General features: G+C 59.4%; 14 protein-coding genes and 1 other RNA gene. 8 read left to right on the forward strand and 7 right to left on the reverse strand.

The genetic code is table 11. The features are described from left to right. Window positions 1-5: 5 nt before the first annotated feature. A complete protein-coding gene (locus tag HK44_RS22185; RefSeq protein ID WP_019691769.1) occupies window positions 6-773 on the reverse strand; it encodes an FCD domain-containing protein in 768 nt (255 codons plus the stop codon). Window positions 774-1,034: 261 nt separating this feature from the next. On the opposite strand from HK44_RS22185, the gene HK44_RS22190 reads away from it, so the two are divergent. From HK44_RS22190 to HK44_RS22225, 8 genes are all read left to right on the forward strand, one after another. Beyond that, entirely contained in the window at window positions 1,035-2,723 is a 1,689-nt protein-coding gene (locus HK44_RS22190) for a lactate permease LctP family transporter (protein ID WP_019691768.1), read from the forward strand. A gap of 145 nt (window positions 2,724-2,868) precedes the next feature. After that, complete coding sequence (locus HK44_RS22195; RefSeq protein ID WP_019691767.1) at window positions 2,869-3,693, forward strand: (Fe-S)-binding protein; 825 nt, start codon at window positions 2,869-2,871, stop codon at window positions 3,691-3,693. Beyond that, on the forward strand, window positions 3,690-5,144 hold the full coding sequence (locus HK44_RS22200; RefSeq protein ID WP_019691766.1) for a LutB/LldF family L-lactate oxidation iron-sulfur protein: 1,455 nt from the start codon (window positions 3,690-3,692) through the stop codon (window positions 5,142-5,144). The genes HK44_RS22195 and HK44_RS22200 overlap by 4 nt, the downstream gene beginning before the upstream one ends. After that, window positions 5,144-5,815 carry a LutC/YkgG family protein gene (locus HK44_RS22205; protein ID WP_019691765.1) on the forward strand — a complete coding sequence of 224 codons (672 nt, stop codon included), beginning with the start codon at window positions 5,144-5,146 and terminating at the stop codon, window positions 5,813-5,815. The genes HK44_RS22200 and HK44_RS22205 overlap by 1 nt, the downstream gene beginning before the upstream one ends. Next, window positions 5,812-8,622, forward strand: coding sequence for an FAD-binding and (Fe-S)-binding domain-containing protein (locus tag HK44_RS22210; protein ID WP_019691764.1), 2,811 nt, complete (start codon window positions 5,812-5,814; stop codon window positions 8,620-8,622). The genes HK44_RS22205 and HK44_RS22210 overlap by 4 nt, the downstream gene beginning before the upstream one ends. Window positions 8,623-8,786: 164 nt before the next feature. Further along, on the forward strand, window positions 8,787-9,062 hold the full coding sequence (locus HK44_RS22215; protein ID WP_019691763.1) for a hypothetical protein: 276 nt from the start codon (window positions 8,787-8,789) through the stop codon (window positions 9,060-9,062). Between the two features lie 93 nt (window positions 9,063-9,155). Continuing rightward, window positions 9,156-9,549, forward strand: a transfer-messenger RNA (tmRNA) gene (gene ssrA / locus HK44_RS22220). Window positions 9,550-9,734: 185 nt separating this feature from the next. Next, window positions 9,735-10,991, forward strand: coding sequence for an integrase domain-containing protein (locus tag HK44_RS22225; RefSeq protein ID WP_019691762.1), 1,257 nt, complete (start codon window positions 9,735-9,737; stop codon window positions 10,989-10,991). Between the two features lie 167 nt (window positions 10,992-11,158). Here HK44_RS22225 and HK44_RS29930 read toward each other — a convergent pair whose 3' ends face one another. From HK44_RS29930 to HK44_RS22245, 6 genes are all read right to left on the reverse strand, one after another. Further along, window positions 11,159-11,425, reverse strand: a complete 267-nt coding sequence (locus HK44_RS29930; RefSeq protein WP_019691761.1) for a hypothetical protein — start codon at window positions 11,423-11,425, stop codon at window positions 11,159-11,161. Window positions 11,426-11,501: 76 nt separating this feature from the next. Next, window positions 11,502-12,023: an aldo/keto reductase gene (locus tag HK44_RS30680; protein ID WP_431357344.1), complete on the reverse strand. Its 522-nt coding sequence runs from the start codon at window positions 12,021-12,023 to the stop codon at window positions 11,502-11,504. Beyond that, entirely contained in the window at window positions 11,942-12,505 is a 564-nt protein-coding gene (locus HK44_RS30685; protein WP_431357345.1) for an aldo/keto reductase, read from the reverse strand. Before HK44_RS30685 ends, HK44_RS30680 begins: the two co-directional genes overlap by 82 nt. A 142-nt stretch (window positions 12,506-12,647) precedes the next feature. Next, on the reverse strand, window positions 12,648-13,049 hold the full coding sequence (locus HK44_RS22235; protein ID WP_019691760.1) for an ExbD/TolR family protein: 402 nt from the start codon (window positions 13,047-13,049) through the stop codon (window positions 12,648-12,650). A gap of 1 nt (window position 13,050) precedes the next feature. Continuing rightward, entirely contained in the window at window positions 13,051-13,776 is a 726-nt protein-coding gene (locus HK44_RS22240) for a MotA/TolQ/ExbB proton channel family protein (protein ID WP_019691759.1), read from the reverse strand. Between the two features lie 44 nt (window positions 13,777-13,820). Further along, window positions 13,821-14,627 carry an energy transducer TonB gene (locus tag HK44_RS22245; RefSeq protein ID WP_019691758.1) on the reverse strand — a complete coding sequence of 269 codons (807 nt, stop codon included), beginning with the start codon at window positions 14,625-14,627 and terminating at the stop codon, window positions 13,821-13,823. Window positions 14,628-14,795: the final 168 nt, after the last annotated feature.

Consider the following 14,795-nt stretch of genomic DNA (forward strand, 5'->3'; position numbering starts at 1 on the left):
CCAACCTACATTCCCTTGCGCCGCTCCGCCCGAGCCATGCGCTGTATTTCCTGACGCACCTCTTCGAGCACTTCCTGCACATACAAAATGTGTCGGCTGGAAATTTCTCGCGCCTGCTCTGCGTGCCCTTCAACAATCGCCTGATACAAGTCCCGGTGCTGACTGATCAGCATGTCACGGGTTTCGGCGCGCTGTTTGTACATGCCACCGATGTTGGTCACCACGTTGCGCTTGAGCAGATCGAACAGCCCGCGAATGGTGTGCAACAGCACCGCGTTGTGACTGGCTTCGGCGATGGCCAGGTGAAAGTTCGCATCCGCCGCGCCCTCTTCCGCACGACTCACTTGATCATGGCGCGAGTAGCAATCCTGCAACTCTTCGAATGCCGCAGTCAGTCGCTCGCGGTCAACATCCGTCGCGCGCAACGCGGCGTAATAGGCGCATGACGCTTCCAGCGTATGGCGAAACTCCAGCAGATCACGCTGGGCTTCGGGATTGCTTTCCAGCAGGTGCAGCAACGGATCGCTGAAGGTTGAACCGAGCGATTCAACCACATAGTTGCCACCGCCCTGGCGGCTGACCAGCAGCCCTTTGGCCGTCAGTTTCTGGATCGCCTCACGCAATGAAGGGCGCGATACACCGAACTGCTCGGCCAAGGCGCGCTCCGCCGGCAATCGCTCACCGGATTTCAGCGTGCCCTCAAGGATCATCCCCTCAAGCTGCTCGACAATATCGTCAGACAAACGGCGCTGACGAATCTGATCAAACCCCATAACTCATTCTCCACGGTCCCGACGGCTCGCCGGGCTCTCTATTCTGGCCTATTGGCGTCGTACCAGCACCTACCAGACGGCGTTTGATCGAACAGATCAGATGAACTCTGTACCGCTCATTCGACGAAAGTTTCAGGGCGGCAAATTGACACACCACACCCAAGGCTTTTACCCTAGCCAACAGCGATTGTAAATTGGTATTACCAATTATCCAAGAACGCTGACCAGTGCCTGACCAACAACAATTAGGGGCCACCCCATATGCAAACCTGGCAACAGCTCTACAGCCCGCTCGGCAGCCTCGGCTTGTCCGCACTCGCGGCCGTTATCCCCATCGTATTTTTCTTCCTGGCTCTGGCCGTGTTCCGCCTCAAAGGACACGTCGCCGGGAGCATTACCCTGGCGCTGTCGATTCTGGTGGCGATCTTTGCCTTCCAGATGCCTGTCGACATGGCCTTCGCTGCTGCTGGCTATGGATTTGCCTATGGACTGTGGCCGATTGCCTGGATCATCGTGGCTGCGGTGTTCCTCTACAAACTGACGGTCAAGAGCGGACAGTTCGAAGTGATCCGCAGCTCGGTGCTGTCGATTACCGACGACCAACGCCTGCAAGTGCTACTGATCGGTTTCTGCTTCGGCGCATTCCTGGAAGGTGCCGCCGGATTCGGCGCACCGGTAGCGATTACCGCCGCGCTGCTGGTAGGACTGGGTTTCAACCCGCTGTACGCCGCCGGCCTGTGCCTGATTGCCAACACTGCGCCGGTAGCCTTCGGCGCGCTGGGGATTCCGATCATCGTCGCCGGCCAAGTAACCGGCATCGACGCGTTCAAGATCGGCGCCATGGCGGGTCGCCAACTGCCACTGTTGTCAGTGTTCGTGCCGTTCTGGCTGGTGTTCATGATGGACGGCCTGCGCGGCATCAAAGAGACCTGGCCGGCAGCGTTGGTGGCGGGCTTGAGCTTTGCCGTGACCCAGTTTTTCACCTCGAACTTCATTGGCCCCGAGCTGCCGGACATTACGTCGGCGCTGGTCAGTCTGGTTTCCCTGACCCTGTTCCTCAAGGTCTGGCAGCCCAAGCGTTCGTTCGCCGAAGCGACCGCCAGCGTCGGCGCCGCAACTGTGAAAAGCGCCGGTGGCTTCGGTCAACCGCGTACGACCCAGCCTTCGCCGTACAGCTTCGGCGAGATCTTCAAGGCCTGGTCGCCGTTCCTGATCCTTACCGCGCTGGTGACCATTTGGACCTTGAAACCCTTCAAGGCAATGTTCGCCGCCGGCGGCTCGATGTACGGCTGGGTGTTCAACTTCGCCATCCCGCACCTGGACCAACTGGTAATCAAGACTGCTCCAATCGTAGCCGCTCCGACTGCGATTCCTGCAGTGTTCAAACTTGATCCGATTTCGGCGACCGGCACGGCGATTTTCTTCTCCGCACTGATCTCGATGCTGATCCTGAAGATCAACTTAAAAATTGGTCTTACCATATTAAAAGAGACCTTCTTTGAACTGCGCTGGCCGATTCTGTCGATCGGCATGGTGCTGGCCTTCGCCTTCGTCACCAACTATTCAGGCATGTCGTCGACCATGGCGCTGGTGCTGGCAGCCACCGGCGCGGCCTTCCCGTTCTTCTCGCCATTCCTCGGCTGGCTGGGCGTGTTCCTGACCGGTTCGGACACCTCGTCCAACGCGCTGTTCAGCTCGCTGCAAGCGACCACCGCCCACCAGATCGGCGTCAACGACGTGCTGTTGGTGGCGGCGAACACCAGCGGTGGCGTGACCGGCAAAATGATCTCGCCACAATCGATCGCCGTGGCCTGCGCCGCGACCGGTCTGGTGGGCAAGGAATCCGACCTGTTCCGCTTCACTCTCAAGCACAGCCTATTCTTTGCCACTATCGTCGGCCTGATTACGCTGGCCCAGGCCTACTGGTTTACCGGCATGCTGGTGCACTAAGACTACAAGCAACACAGAAAGAACCGACGCCGGACTTTGACTTCGGCGTCAGCGACTCACCACCCGGTCTGCAAGGCTGCTGAAAGCTTCCCGCTTTATAGTCAGCAGCCTCAGCGGACGGATAACCGGCCGAGAGACACGCCTGATGAGCGAGCTTTTTTACAACGCTGTGCCGAACGCGACCCGTGTCGCCCCGCCACTGCCGGAACCGCGCCAGTACCCCAGCGAGAAACCACAGCGGGTCTACCTGTTCGGCACATGCGTGGTCGACCTGTTTTATCCCGAGGCCGGGATGGACGCGATTCACCTGCTCGAACGCGAAGGCATTCGCGTGGAGTACCCGCAAGGGCAAAGCTGCTGCGGACAACCGGCCTACACCTCGGGTTACACCGAACAGGCCCGTACCGTAGCGCGCTCGCAACTGGCGCTGTTTGCCGGGGATGATCCGGTGGTGGTGCCTTCAGGCTCCTGCGCGGGAATGCTGCGTGAACATTACGCCGACTTGTTCAAGGACGAGCCGGATACGTTGAAACAGGTTCAGGCCCTGGCGGCGCGAACCTATGAGCTGGCCGAGTTTCTGCTGTTCGTCTGCAAGGTGCAGCTCAAGGACAGCGGCAATCCGGTCAAAGTGGCGCTGCACACCTCGTGCTCGGCACGGCGTGAAATGAACACCCACTTGCACGGGCGCGAGCTGTTGTCGCAACTGAGCAACGTGAAGCGGGTCGACCACGATCACGAAAGTGAATGCTGTGGCTTTGGTGGGACATTCAGCGTCCGAATGCCAGACATTTCCGGTGCGATGGTCGCAGACAAGACCAAAGCCCTGAAGGAGTCCGGCGCGCACACGGTGCTGAGTGCCGACTGCGGCTGCTTGATGAATATCAACGGCTCGTTGGAAAAACAGAACGAAGCGTTACGCGGCCAACATCTGGCCAGCTTCCTCTGGCAGCGAACCGGAGGTGCAAAATGAGCACTTCCACGCTGATTCCAACGGTGGCGGTTGAAGAAGATTTTCGCACCCGGGCTCACGAGGCGTTGGGTGACAAGCAACTGCGAAACAACTTTCGCAGTGCAATGGATTCACTGATGGCAAAGCGGGCAGCGTCCTTCAGCGATGCCTTCGAGCGAGAACACTTACGCGCCCTGGGCAATGCTGTTCGTGCCCGCGCGTTATCCAGGTTGCCCGACCTGCTCGAGCAACTGGAACAGAACCTGACCCGCAACGGTGTGACAGTGCACTGGGCGGAAACGGTGGACGAGGCCAATGGCATCGTCTTGTCGATCATCCGTGCTCACGAGGCGCGGCAAGTGATCAAGGGCAAATCGATGGTCAGCGAAGAGATGGAGATGAACCATGTCCTCGCTGAACAAGGCGTTGAATGCCTTGAGTCGGACATGGGCGAGTTCATCGTCCAGCTCGACCACGAGAAGCCTTCACACATTATTATGCCGGCGATCCACAAGAATGCCGGTCAGGTCGCGTCCTTGTTCCACGACAAACTTGGCGTGGAATACACCAAGGACGTTGACCAACTCATTCAGATCGGTCGCAAGGTCTTGCGGCAGAAATTCTTCGAAGCCGACATCGGCGTCTCTGGCGTCAACTTCGCCGTGGCCGAAACCGGCACCCTGCTGCTGGTGGAAAACGAAGGCAACGGCCGCATGTCGACCACCGTGCCGCCAGTACACATCGCCGTCACCGGGATCGAGAAAGTCGTCGAAAACCTGCGCGACGTTGTACCCCTGCTCTCCTTGCTGACACGCTCGGCCCTCGGCCAGCCAATCACCACTTACGTCAACATGATCTCCGGCCCGCGCAAGGAACATGAACTCGACGGCCCGCAAGAAGTGCACTTGGTATTGCTCGACAACGGTCGCAGCCAGGCCTTTGCCGACAGCAAACTGCGCCAGACCCTGAACTGCATCCGCTGCGGCGCCTGCATGAACCATTGCCCGGTTTACACGCGCATCGGCGGTCATGCCTATGGCGAGGTTTACCCGGGCCCGATCGGCAAGATCATCACCCCGCACATGGTCGGCCTGGCGAAAGTCCCGGACCACCCGAGCGCCTCGTCGCTGTGCGGCGCCTGCGGTGAAGTCTGCCCGGTAAAAATTCCGATCCCGGCACTGCTGCGCCGCCTACGCGAAGAAAACGTCAAAGCCCCTGACAGCCCGCATCAAGTGATGCGCGGCCAAGGCAGCAAGTACTCGCGCAAAGAGCGCTTCGTCTGGAACGCCTGGGCCAAGCTCAACAGCTCGCCGACGCTGTATCGGCTGTTCGGCTTCTTCGCCACTCGCCTGCGCGCCCTCACGCCAAACAACATTGGCCCTTGGACGCAAAACCATAGCGCGCCAAAACCCGCCGCTCGCTCACTGCACGATATGGCCCGCGAGCATTTGGCCAAACAGGGAGATCGCTGATGAGCGCCAAGCAAAACATCCTCGCCAAACTGCGCAACAGCCTGACCGGCACCACGCCAGTGCCTGACAACTTCGATGAAGCGCTGGTGACCGAGCCTTACACCTACACCCCAGAGCAACGCATCCCGCAACTGCGCAAACTGATGGAAGCGGTGCACACCGAAATCCACCTGACCAGCGAGCAAGGCTGGCCCGAGTTGCTCGCGCAATTACTGCGCGACCGTCAGTTACCGAGCCTGCTGATCGCACCGACTACGCCACACGGCCAACGTGTCACGCAGCATTGGGCGAATAACCCTGACCTGCCCACACTGAAGGCCTACGACCGTCCGGTAGAAGAATGGAAAGCCGAGCTGTTCAACGACACCCCGGCCAGCCTGACCACCACCCTCGGCGCGATCGCCGCCACCGGCAGCCTGATCATCTGGCCCACCCGCGAAGAACCACGACTGATGAGCCTGGTGCCGCCGGTGCATTTCGCCCTGCTCAAGGCCAGTGAAATTCGCGACAACTTCTATCAAGTGCAACAAGAGTACGAGTGGGCCCAAGGCATGCCGACCAACGCTTTGCTGGTGTCCGGCCCGTCGAAAACCGCCGACATCGAGCAAGTCCTGGCTTACGGCGCCCACGGCCCGAAAGACCTGGTGGTGCTGATCCTGGAGGACCAATGAGTCTACCGGCGGCTTTCCTGCGTGATGCGCAGCAACTGATTCCACAGGACCGGCGTTTCGACGATCCGCTGTCGACCCTGGCCTTCGGTACCGACGCCAGTTTCTATCGGCTGATCCCGAAGCTGGTGATTCGTGTCGAGTCTGAAGACGAAGTGGTTGCCCTGCTGAAACTGGCCCAGCGTGACCGGGTGCCGGTGACCTTCCGCGCCGCTGGCACCAGTCTCTCCGGCCAGGCCATCAGCGACTCGGTGCTGATCGTCCTTGGCGACAACTGGAACGGTCGCGAGATCCGTAGTCAGGGCACGCAAATCCGCCTGCAACCAGGCGTGATCGGCGCACAGGCGAACGCCTGGCTAGCACCGTTTGGCCGCAAGATCGGCCCCGACCCGGCGTCAATCAACGCCTGTAAAATCGGTGGCATCGTCGCCAACAACGCCAGCGGCATGTGCTGCGGCACCGCGCAAAATACCTACCACACGCTGGCCGGCATTCGCCTGGTACTGGCCGATGGCAGCCGCCTCGACACCGAGGATGCCGCCAGTGTCGCGGCATTTCGCAACAGTCATTCCGAGTTGCTGGAACGTCTGGCGACACTCGGCCGCGAGACCCGCGCCAATAGCCAATTGGCCGCAAGGATTCGCCACAAATACCGTCTGAAAAATACCACCGGCCTGTCGCTCAATGCCTTGGTGGATTTCGACGAGCCTGTGGATATCTTGAGCCACTTGCTGGTGGGCTCCGAAGGCACGCTGGGGTTTATCAGCGCGGTGACCTACGACACGGTGATCGATCATCCGAACAAAGCCTCGGCGCTGATCGTCTTCCCGGATGTCGAAACCTGCTGCAACGCCGTGACCGTACTGAAAAGCCAACCGGTCTCGGCCGTGGAGCTGCTCGACCGCCGCAGCCTGCGCTCGGTGCAGGACAAACCCGGAATGCCGGCCTTCGTCCAGCAACTGTCGGCCAACGCCTGCGCCTTGTTGATTGAATCCCGCGCTGCATCAACTGCGTTGTTGCACGAACAGCTGGCGCAGATCATGAATTCACTGGCGGCGTTCCCGGTGGAGAAACAGGTCGACTTCACGCAAGACCCGGCAGAAAACGCCAAGCTGTGGGCGATCCGCAAAGACACCTTCCCCGCCGTCGGCGCGGTGCGCAAAACCGGCACCACAGTGATCATCGAAGACGTAACCTTCCCGGTGGAGCAACTGGCGGCAGGCGTGAACCGCTTGATCGAGCTGTTCGACAAACATCACTACGACGAAGCAATCCTTTTCGGCCACGCACTGGAAGGCAATCTGCACTTCGTCTTCACCCAAGGCTTCAACAGCACGGAAGAAGTCGCACGCTACCAGGCGTTCATGGATGACGTAGCGCACTTGGTCGCCGTCGAGTTTGGCGGCTCGCTGAAAGCCGAACACGGCACCGGGCGCAACATGGCGCCCTTCGTTGAACTGGAATGGGGCAGCGATGCCTATCAGTTGATGTGGCAGCTCAAGCGCCTGCTCGACCCGAACGGCATTCTTAACCCGGACGTGGTGCTCAGCGAGGATCCGCAGATCCACCTCAAACACCTGAAACCGCTGCCGGCCGCCGACGAGATTGTGGACAAGTGCATCGAATGCGGTTTCTGCGAACCGGTCTGCCCATCGAAAGGCCTGACCTTGAGCCCGCGCCAGCGCATCGTGATCTGGCGTGACATTCAGGCAAAAAAACGCGCTGGCGTCGACACCTCCCAGCTGGAAGAGGCTTATCAATACCAAGGCCTCGACACCTGCGCCGCCACCGGCCTCTGCGCACAACGCTGCCCGGTCGGAATCAACACCGGCGAACTGGTGAAAAAACTCCGTAGCCGCACGGCAACCCGGACGAAAACCGCCAACTGGCTGGAAGGAAATTTCGCCACCGCACTGCAAGGTGCACGCTTCACTCTGCACGTGGCCAACGGTGCGCGGATGCTGCTGGGCGCGCCACGGCTGACAAAAATTTCTGCTGCACTGACCAAGCTGTCCAAAGGACAAATCCCGCAGTGGACCAACGCCATGCCACAACCGGAACGAGCAATTCGCTTCAGCCCGCCGGTGACCGACGAGCGCCCGCGCGTGGTCTATCTGGCGGCGTGCGTGTCCCGGGTGATGGGCCCGGCGGCGGGAGACAAGGAGCAAATGTCGCTCTATGACAAAACCCGTGGCCTGCTGGAAAAAGCCGGCTACCACGTAGTCTCGCCAGACAATCAGGACGACCTCTGCTGCGGTCAACCGTTCGCCTCCAAAGGCTATACCGAGCAAGCCGAGCGCAAACGCCAGGAGCTGATCAGTGCGTTGCTGCACGCCAGCCGCGGCGGGCTCGATCCGATCTATTGCGACACCAGTCCCTGCATCTTGCGCCTGGTGCAAGACCTTGGCGATGTGCGCCTGGACCTGTACGACCCGGTGCGCTTCATTCGTATGCACTTGATGGACCGACTGGACTTCACGCCCCAGGAAGCACCGATTGCAGTCCACGTCACCTGCAGCACTCAGCACCTCGGCGAGAGCCAGGCGCTGATCGATCTGGCACGACGTTGCAGTAAGAACGTGGTGATTCCGGAAGGCATTCACTGCTGCGGGTTTGCTGGCGACAAGGGGTTTACCACGCCCGAGCTGAACGCCCACTCACTGCGCACATTGAAAGACGCCGTGCAGCATTGCAGCGAAGGCGTCTCCACCAGTCGCACTTGTGAAATCGGCCTGAGCCAGCATGGCGGGATCGACTACCACGGGTTGGTTTACCTGGTGGACCGGGTGACCCAAGCCAAAACGCTCTGAAATCGACGTTATCCAGCAAGGGGCGCTCTGCCCCTTTGCTGTACTCTCCTGCCGACGAAATACAACGCTATTTTTCCCACACCACAAGAACCCTTGTGCGCCGCCACAGTCTATCTGTTAAGCCCAAGCCCCTTGGTTCCCGACGCTGTTCAAGGAGAAACCCCATGAAGCGATCCGCCCTGGCCGGACTGCTTATCTGCGCAACACTGACAACCGCCCACGCCTTTGCCTCGAACGAGAGCGATATGTGCGCAAGGAACCTTCAAACACTCACCAGCGAACTGGCCAATGCGACCAAGCTCGATGCCGCCACCCAAAGCGACGCCACGAGCAAACTCCAGCAAGCCAAATCGGCCTATGCCGCGAAAAACGACCGGGAATGCGTATCCCTGACGCAGCAAGCGCTGCAGTCCGTTCAAAGCCACAAGAACAGCCAGTAATCCGCTACCGATCCGCAAGCGTGGACAGAAAGTCGACTCGCACCACGCATTGGCGTACACTGTGTTCACCTGCTGGTTACACACAGCAGGTTCGGGGCCGTTTAGGATTCGACGCCGGTTGCGAAACTTTAGGTGCATGCCGAGTTGGTAACAGAACTCGTAAATCCACTGTTGCAACTTCCTATAGTTGCCAATGACGAAACCTACGGGGAATACGCTCTCGCTGCGTAAGCAGCCTTAGCCCTTCCCTCCTGGTACCTTCGGGTCCAGCAATCATCAGGGGATGTCTGTAAACCCAAAGTGATTGTCATATAGAACAGAATCGCCGTGCAGTACGTTGTGGACGAAGCGGCTAAAACTTACACAACTCGCCCAAAGCACCCTGCCCGTCGGGTCGCTGAGGGTTAACTTAATAGACACGGCTACGCATGTAGTACCGACAGCGGAGTACTGGCGGACGGGGGTTCAAATCCCCCCGGCTCCACCACTTCATCATCTAAAGACGTCCACGGACGTCTTTTTTTGTGCCTGAAATCCAATAAATACGGGGGCTTCAGCGCTTATGGGAGCTTTGGAGAATTTCGGAGTTCCAGCCGCTTTGGTATCCCAGGTGGTATCCCGGACTGCCAAATGCTATTTTCAGGATACCAAAACGATGCTGGAGGTATCCCAATGCCTACTAACGCAACCCGCCTCTCCGATCGCCAGCTCAAGGCGGTCAAGGCAACTGGTAAAGACTTCGTCCTCAGCGACGGCGATGGCTTGCAGCTTCGAGTACGCGCCAGCGGCTCGATGATGTGGAATTTCAATTACCGCGAGCCGTTGACCAGAAGCCGTATCAACATGGCGCTTGGTCCATACCCTGACCTCTCGCTAGCCAACGCCCGGAAGAAAGCCGCAGAGGCACGTGAGCTGCTCGCTTTGGGCACTGATCCCAAAACCCAGCGTGATGAGGTAAGGCAAGCCAAACTTGCTGAGACTGAACACACTTTCGAGAAGGTGGCCACGGCCTGGTTCGAGCTGAAGAAAGACTCCGTAACCAAAGCCTACGCCGAAGACATTTGGAGATCGCTGACGCTCCATGTTTTCCCAAGCATGAAAACAACGCCGCTCTTTCAGATCACTGCTCCGATGGTTATCAAGATCCTTCGCCCAATCGAGGCCAAAGGGAGCCTCGAAACCGTGAAACGATTGAGCCAACGACTCAACGAGATCATGACCTACGGGGTCAACTCCGGGCTGATCTTTGCGAACCCCCTCAATGGCATTCGGGCGGTGTTCAAGAAACCCAAGAAAGAGAACATGGCTGCGCTACCACCTGAAGAGCTTCCCGAGCTCATGATGGAAATCGCGAACGCCAGCATCAAGCGCACGACCCGCTGCCTGATCGAATGGCAGTTGCATACGATGACCCGCCCTGCCGAAGCAGCCACCACACGATGGGCAGATATCGACTTCGACAAGCGCATTTGGACCATTCCGCCAGAGCGCATGAAAAAGCGTCGGCCGCACACAATCCCCCTTACCGATCAGGCACTTTCGTTACTGGAGACGCTCAAGCAACTCAGCGGTAACAGAGAGTACGTGTTCCCCTCAGATAGAAACCCCCGCACCCATGCCAATAGCCAGACCACCAACATGGCGTTGAAGCGCATGGGCTTTCAGGACCGCCTAGTCAGCCACGGCTTGCGCTCGATGGCGAGCACCATCCTGAATGAGCATGGCTGGGATCCGGAGCTGATCGAGGTCGCGCTGGCGCATGTCGACAAGGACGAAGTTCGTAGCGCCTACAACCGGACGGATTACATCGAACGCCGTCGTCCAATGATGGCTTGGTGGAGTGAACATATCCAGAAGGCGGCCACCGGCAGCCTGTCGGCATCGGCCATCAATCAAACCAGGGACCGCAACGTCGCACCGACTCGCTGAGCACCCAAAGGTACGCGACGCCAGCTACAATCCGTGTCGTGCAGCAGGGCGACAGGAGTGACGACTGTCGCTAAATCGCTGGTATGCCTACGCCTCTTCAGCCAAGCCTCTGAGTATGGGAAGGCTCCGCATTCCCATACTCAGGGGCTCACGCTTAAAAGCGTCTATCAGACAACCACGAGTCGCGCCTTTCTGCGGCGGATCAACCCTGCTGTTAATTCGTAGTAGACGGTCGCCGGTGCTGAGCAACGCAGATAGTGCTCCAGAAACCATCTCACGTGTTTGCTCCTCCAGGACCAGGGTGTTGCGCAACTCCAGCGCTCACGGATTACCTCGTGCATCCTTTCTGCTTGCCTGATGTGCCGCTGCCGCGTGGCATGCGCACCTTTGAGCACGGGGCTCAGAAACAACGTCATGTCGAACTCAGACTTCATTGCCGTCCTCCGATGTAGGCAGTCACCACGTCGATAACTCTTCTCGAGGGATCGCGCATAGACGTGGTGGACCGGATCAGGCATCGGCCAATTGCACTAACTCCTCTGCATTGAATTCCAGATTGGCTAAGGCTTGCAGGTTTTCCATCAATTGCTCAGGTGTGCTGACACCCGCCAACACCGAGGTGATCCGCGGGTCACGCAGCGTCCAGGAAAGTGCCAGTTGCGAGAGAGTTTGCCCGCGCCGAGCCGCCACGTTCTCAAAGGACTGAATACGCGCGTGCTGACTGTCGTTCAACACTTGCTCCGGCAAATAGTGGCTGCCCTTGCCAATACGCGAGTCCGCCGGGATACCTAGGGCGTACTTGCCCGAGAGCAATCCCTGAGCCAACGGCGAGAAGCTGATCACCCCGGCCCCTCGATCCTGCGCACCTTGCAGCACGCCGTTAGTTTCAATCGACCGATCCAGCAAGTTGTACAGCGGCTGCTGGAGCACCAGCGGCACTTGGCGCGCGTTCAACAGCGCGGCAATTTCATCCGCCTGCTCTGCCGAGTAAGAAGAGATGCCGATGTACAGGGCCTTGCCCTGGCGCACCACGCAGGCCAATGCTCAGCGGTTTCTTCTAGCGGCGTATCGGGGTCGAAGCGGTGGGAGTAGAAGACGCCAACGTAATCCAGGCCCAGCCGAGCCAGGCTGTGGTCGAGGCTGGCAATCAGGTATTTGCGTGGGCTGCCGCCCTGCCCGTAAGGTCCGGGCCACATGTCCCAGCCGGCCTTGGTGGAAATGATCAACTCATCGCGATGGGTACCGAAGTCCTGACGTAACAACCGCCCCAAATTGCTTTCGGCACTGCCATAGGGCACGCCGTAGTTGTTGGCGAGGTCGAAATGGGTGATGCCGTGATCGAACGCGGTACGCAAAATGTCGCGCTGGCGCGCCAGCGGTGTGTCATCGCCAAAGTTGTGCCAGAGCCCGAGTGACAGTGCTGGCAACAACAAGCCGCTGCGACCGGCGCGACGGTAATCACGACCCTGATAGCGTTGCGGGTCGGCGGTGTAAGAGGTGTGCGGTTGACTCATTGCGCGGTGTCCTTGGTGATCACCCACAAGATTGCGCCCATGCTGGGCGCACACAAAAAAAGACGTCCGTGGACGTCTTTAGATGATGAAGAGGTGGGGCCGCACCCTGCCAAGGAGACGGCCCCGGAAAATCGAAAATCTGTCAGCGCGCGGTGATCACCGACAACTTGGTAATCCCTGCCCGCTCAATCGACGCCATGGCCCGCGCCACTTCGCCGTAATTCACGCCGTCGTCGGCCTGCAGTTGCACCCGCACTTCGGGGTCCTTGGCCTTGGCCGCCTGTAGCTTGAACTCCAGCAAGTCCGGCTGGATTTCATCCTTGTTGATAAACAGCTTTCCGGCCCCGTCGATGCTCACCACCAGCGGGTCCTTCTGCTCCACCCGCGCCACGGCTTCGGTCTTGGGCAGGTTGATCGGGATCGCGTTGGTCAGTAGCGGCGCGGTGACAATGAACACCACCAGCAGTACCAACATGACATCTACCAGCGGTGTCACGTTGATCTCGCTGAGCACTTCATCGCTGTCTTGCGTGGAGAAGGCCATGTCAGGAGGCCTCCTTGACTTTCTGACCGGCGACCGTGGCCCCGGACTTGCTCAATACCGGGTGCAACAGCACGCGGAACGAATGCTTCTGCGCCAGGCTGTAGAAGTCGTGGGCGAAGTCGTCCAGATCCGCCGCCGTCAGTTTCAAACGGCGCAAAAAGTAGTTGTAAACCAGCACCGCCGGTACGGCGACAGCGATCCCCACACCCGTGGCGACCAACGCCGCCCCGATGGGGCCGGCAACTGTTTCCAGGCTTGCCGAGCCCGCTGCGCTGATGCCTTTCAACGCCTCCATGATTCCCCACACCGTGCCGAACAAACCAATGAACGGCGACGTACTACCAATACTTGCAACCACCGCCAACCCGGTTTCCAGCGAACGGCGCTCGCGCACGATCTGCTGACGCAAGGCCCGCTCCAGGCGATCCTGATGATTGATCGCCTGGCTCAAATCCGCCGCCAGTGGCGCCTCGCCCACCTGGATCGCCGCATAACCAGCCTGTGCCACCCGCGCCGCCGCGCCGGGTTGGGTTTCGGCTAATTCTGCCGCCGAATCGAGACTCGAAGCGGCCCAAAACCGGTTATGGAATTTGCGGTCCTGAGCTTTCAGGCGACCGAACTGCACACCCTTGAGCAACGCCAAGCCCCAAGTGGCGACGGAAAAAACCACCAGCAGCCAGATCACCGCGCTTTCGATGGATTCAAGTGGAGATGCCAATAACGTCATGGTGAATTCCTCGTGTAAACGTTTCGCGCGAATTAGGTTTCGGTTTAATGGATCTTGAAATCGATGGGTACGCTGACCCAGCCGTCCTGGGCGACATCACCCTGCTTGGCAGGCACGAAACTCCAGCGTTTCACGGCGCTTAATGCCGCCTCATCGAGGGCTTCGCGGCCGCTGCTTTTTTGAATTTGGATCTCGCCGGGTTTGCCGCTGGCCAGCACATGCACCCGCAACAACACCGTGCCTTCCCAACCGCGACGCTGGGCCAGCGACGGGTATTCCGGTGCCGGGTTTTTCAGGTACGCGGCGTTGGCCGAGGCAGGTGTCACAGGTGCGGGCGCCGGTGGTGCAGGTGGCGCCGAAGCCGCAAACGGAGCAGCCGGTTGTGGCGGCGCGGGCGGTTGCTCGATTGCTTTGGGCGCCGGTTTTTGTACTGGTTTGACCACTGGTTTTGGCTTGGGAATCGGTTTTGGCGGCGCCGGTTTGGCCGCCAGTTCATCCACCACTGGCGACGTCGGTTCCACCACCGGCTGCGGAGGTGGCGGCGGCGGCTCGACCACTGGCGGCGCCGGACGCGAAAACTCGATGGTCATCGGCGGAATTTCCGGCGGCACGATCGGCAGAACTGTGGTCGGCTGCTGATTGACCCAGTAGATCACCGCGCCGTGCACCAGCAACGCCAGCACACCGAGCAGGATCGCTTCGCGTGGGCTCAGGATACCCTTGGGCGCTCGCTGCAAACGCAGCTGGCCCAAGGGCACGCGGTGTGCCCGCCCGAGGTCGACCAACTCGCCACCTGGCGCCTGGCGCCAAAGCACCTTGTGTGCGCTGGCGGCGGTCTGGACATTGCCCATTGATTTACTCCCTGCGATTTCTTTGCGAATTACCCGATACGCCGAACCCGACATCCCCGAACGACGTATCGATGGGTTAATCATTGAGCTAGACGCTTATCTCTTAAAGTTATTTTTATTATTTAAGCTAGACCTAAAACGAATATAAAAACCACCCGATTCGCTGCA

Source organism: Pseudomonas fluorescens HK44 (assembly GCF_000217955.3).
GTDB lineage: Bacteria > Pseudomonadota > Gammaproteobacteria > Pseudomonadales > Pseudomonadaceae > Aquipseudomonas > Aquipseudomonas fluorescens_AQ.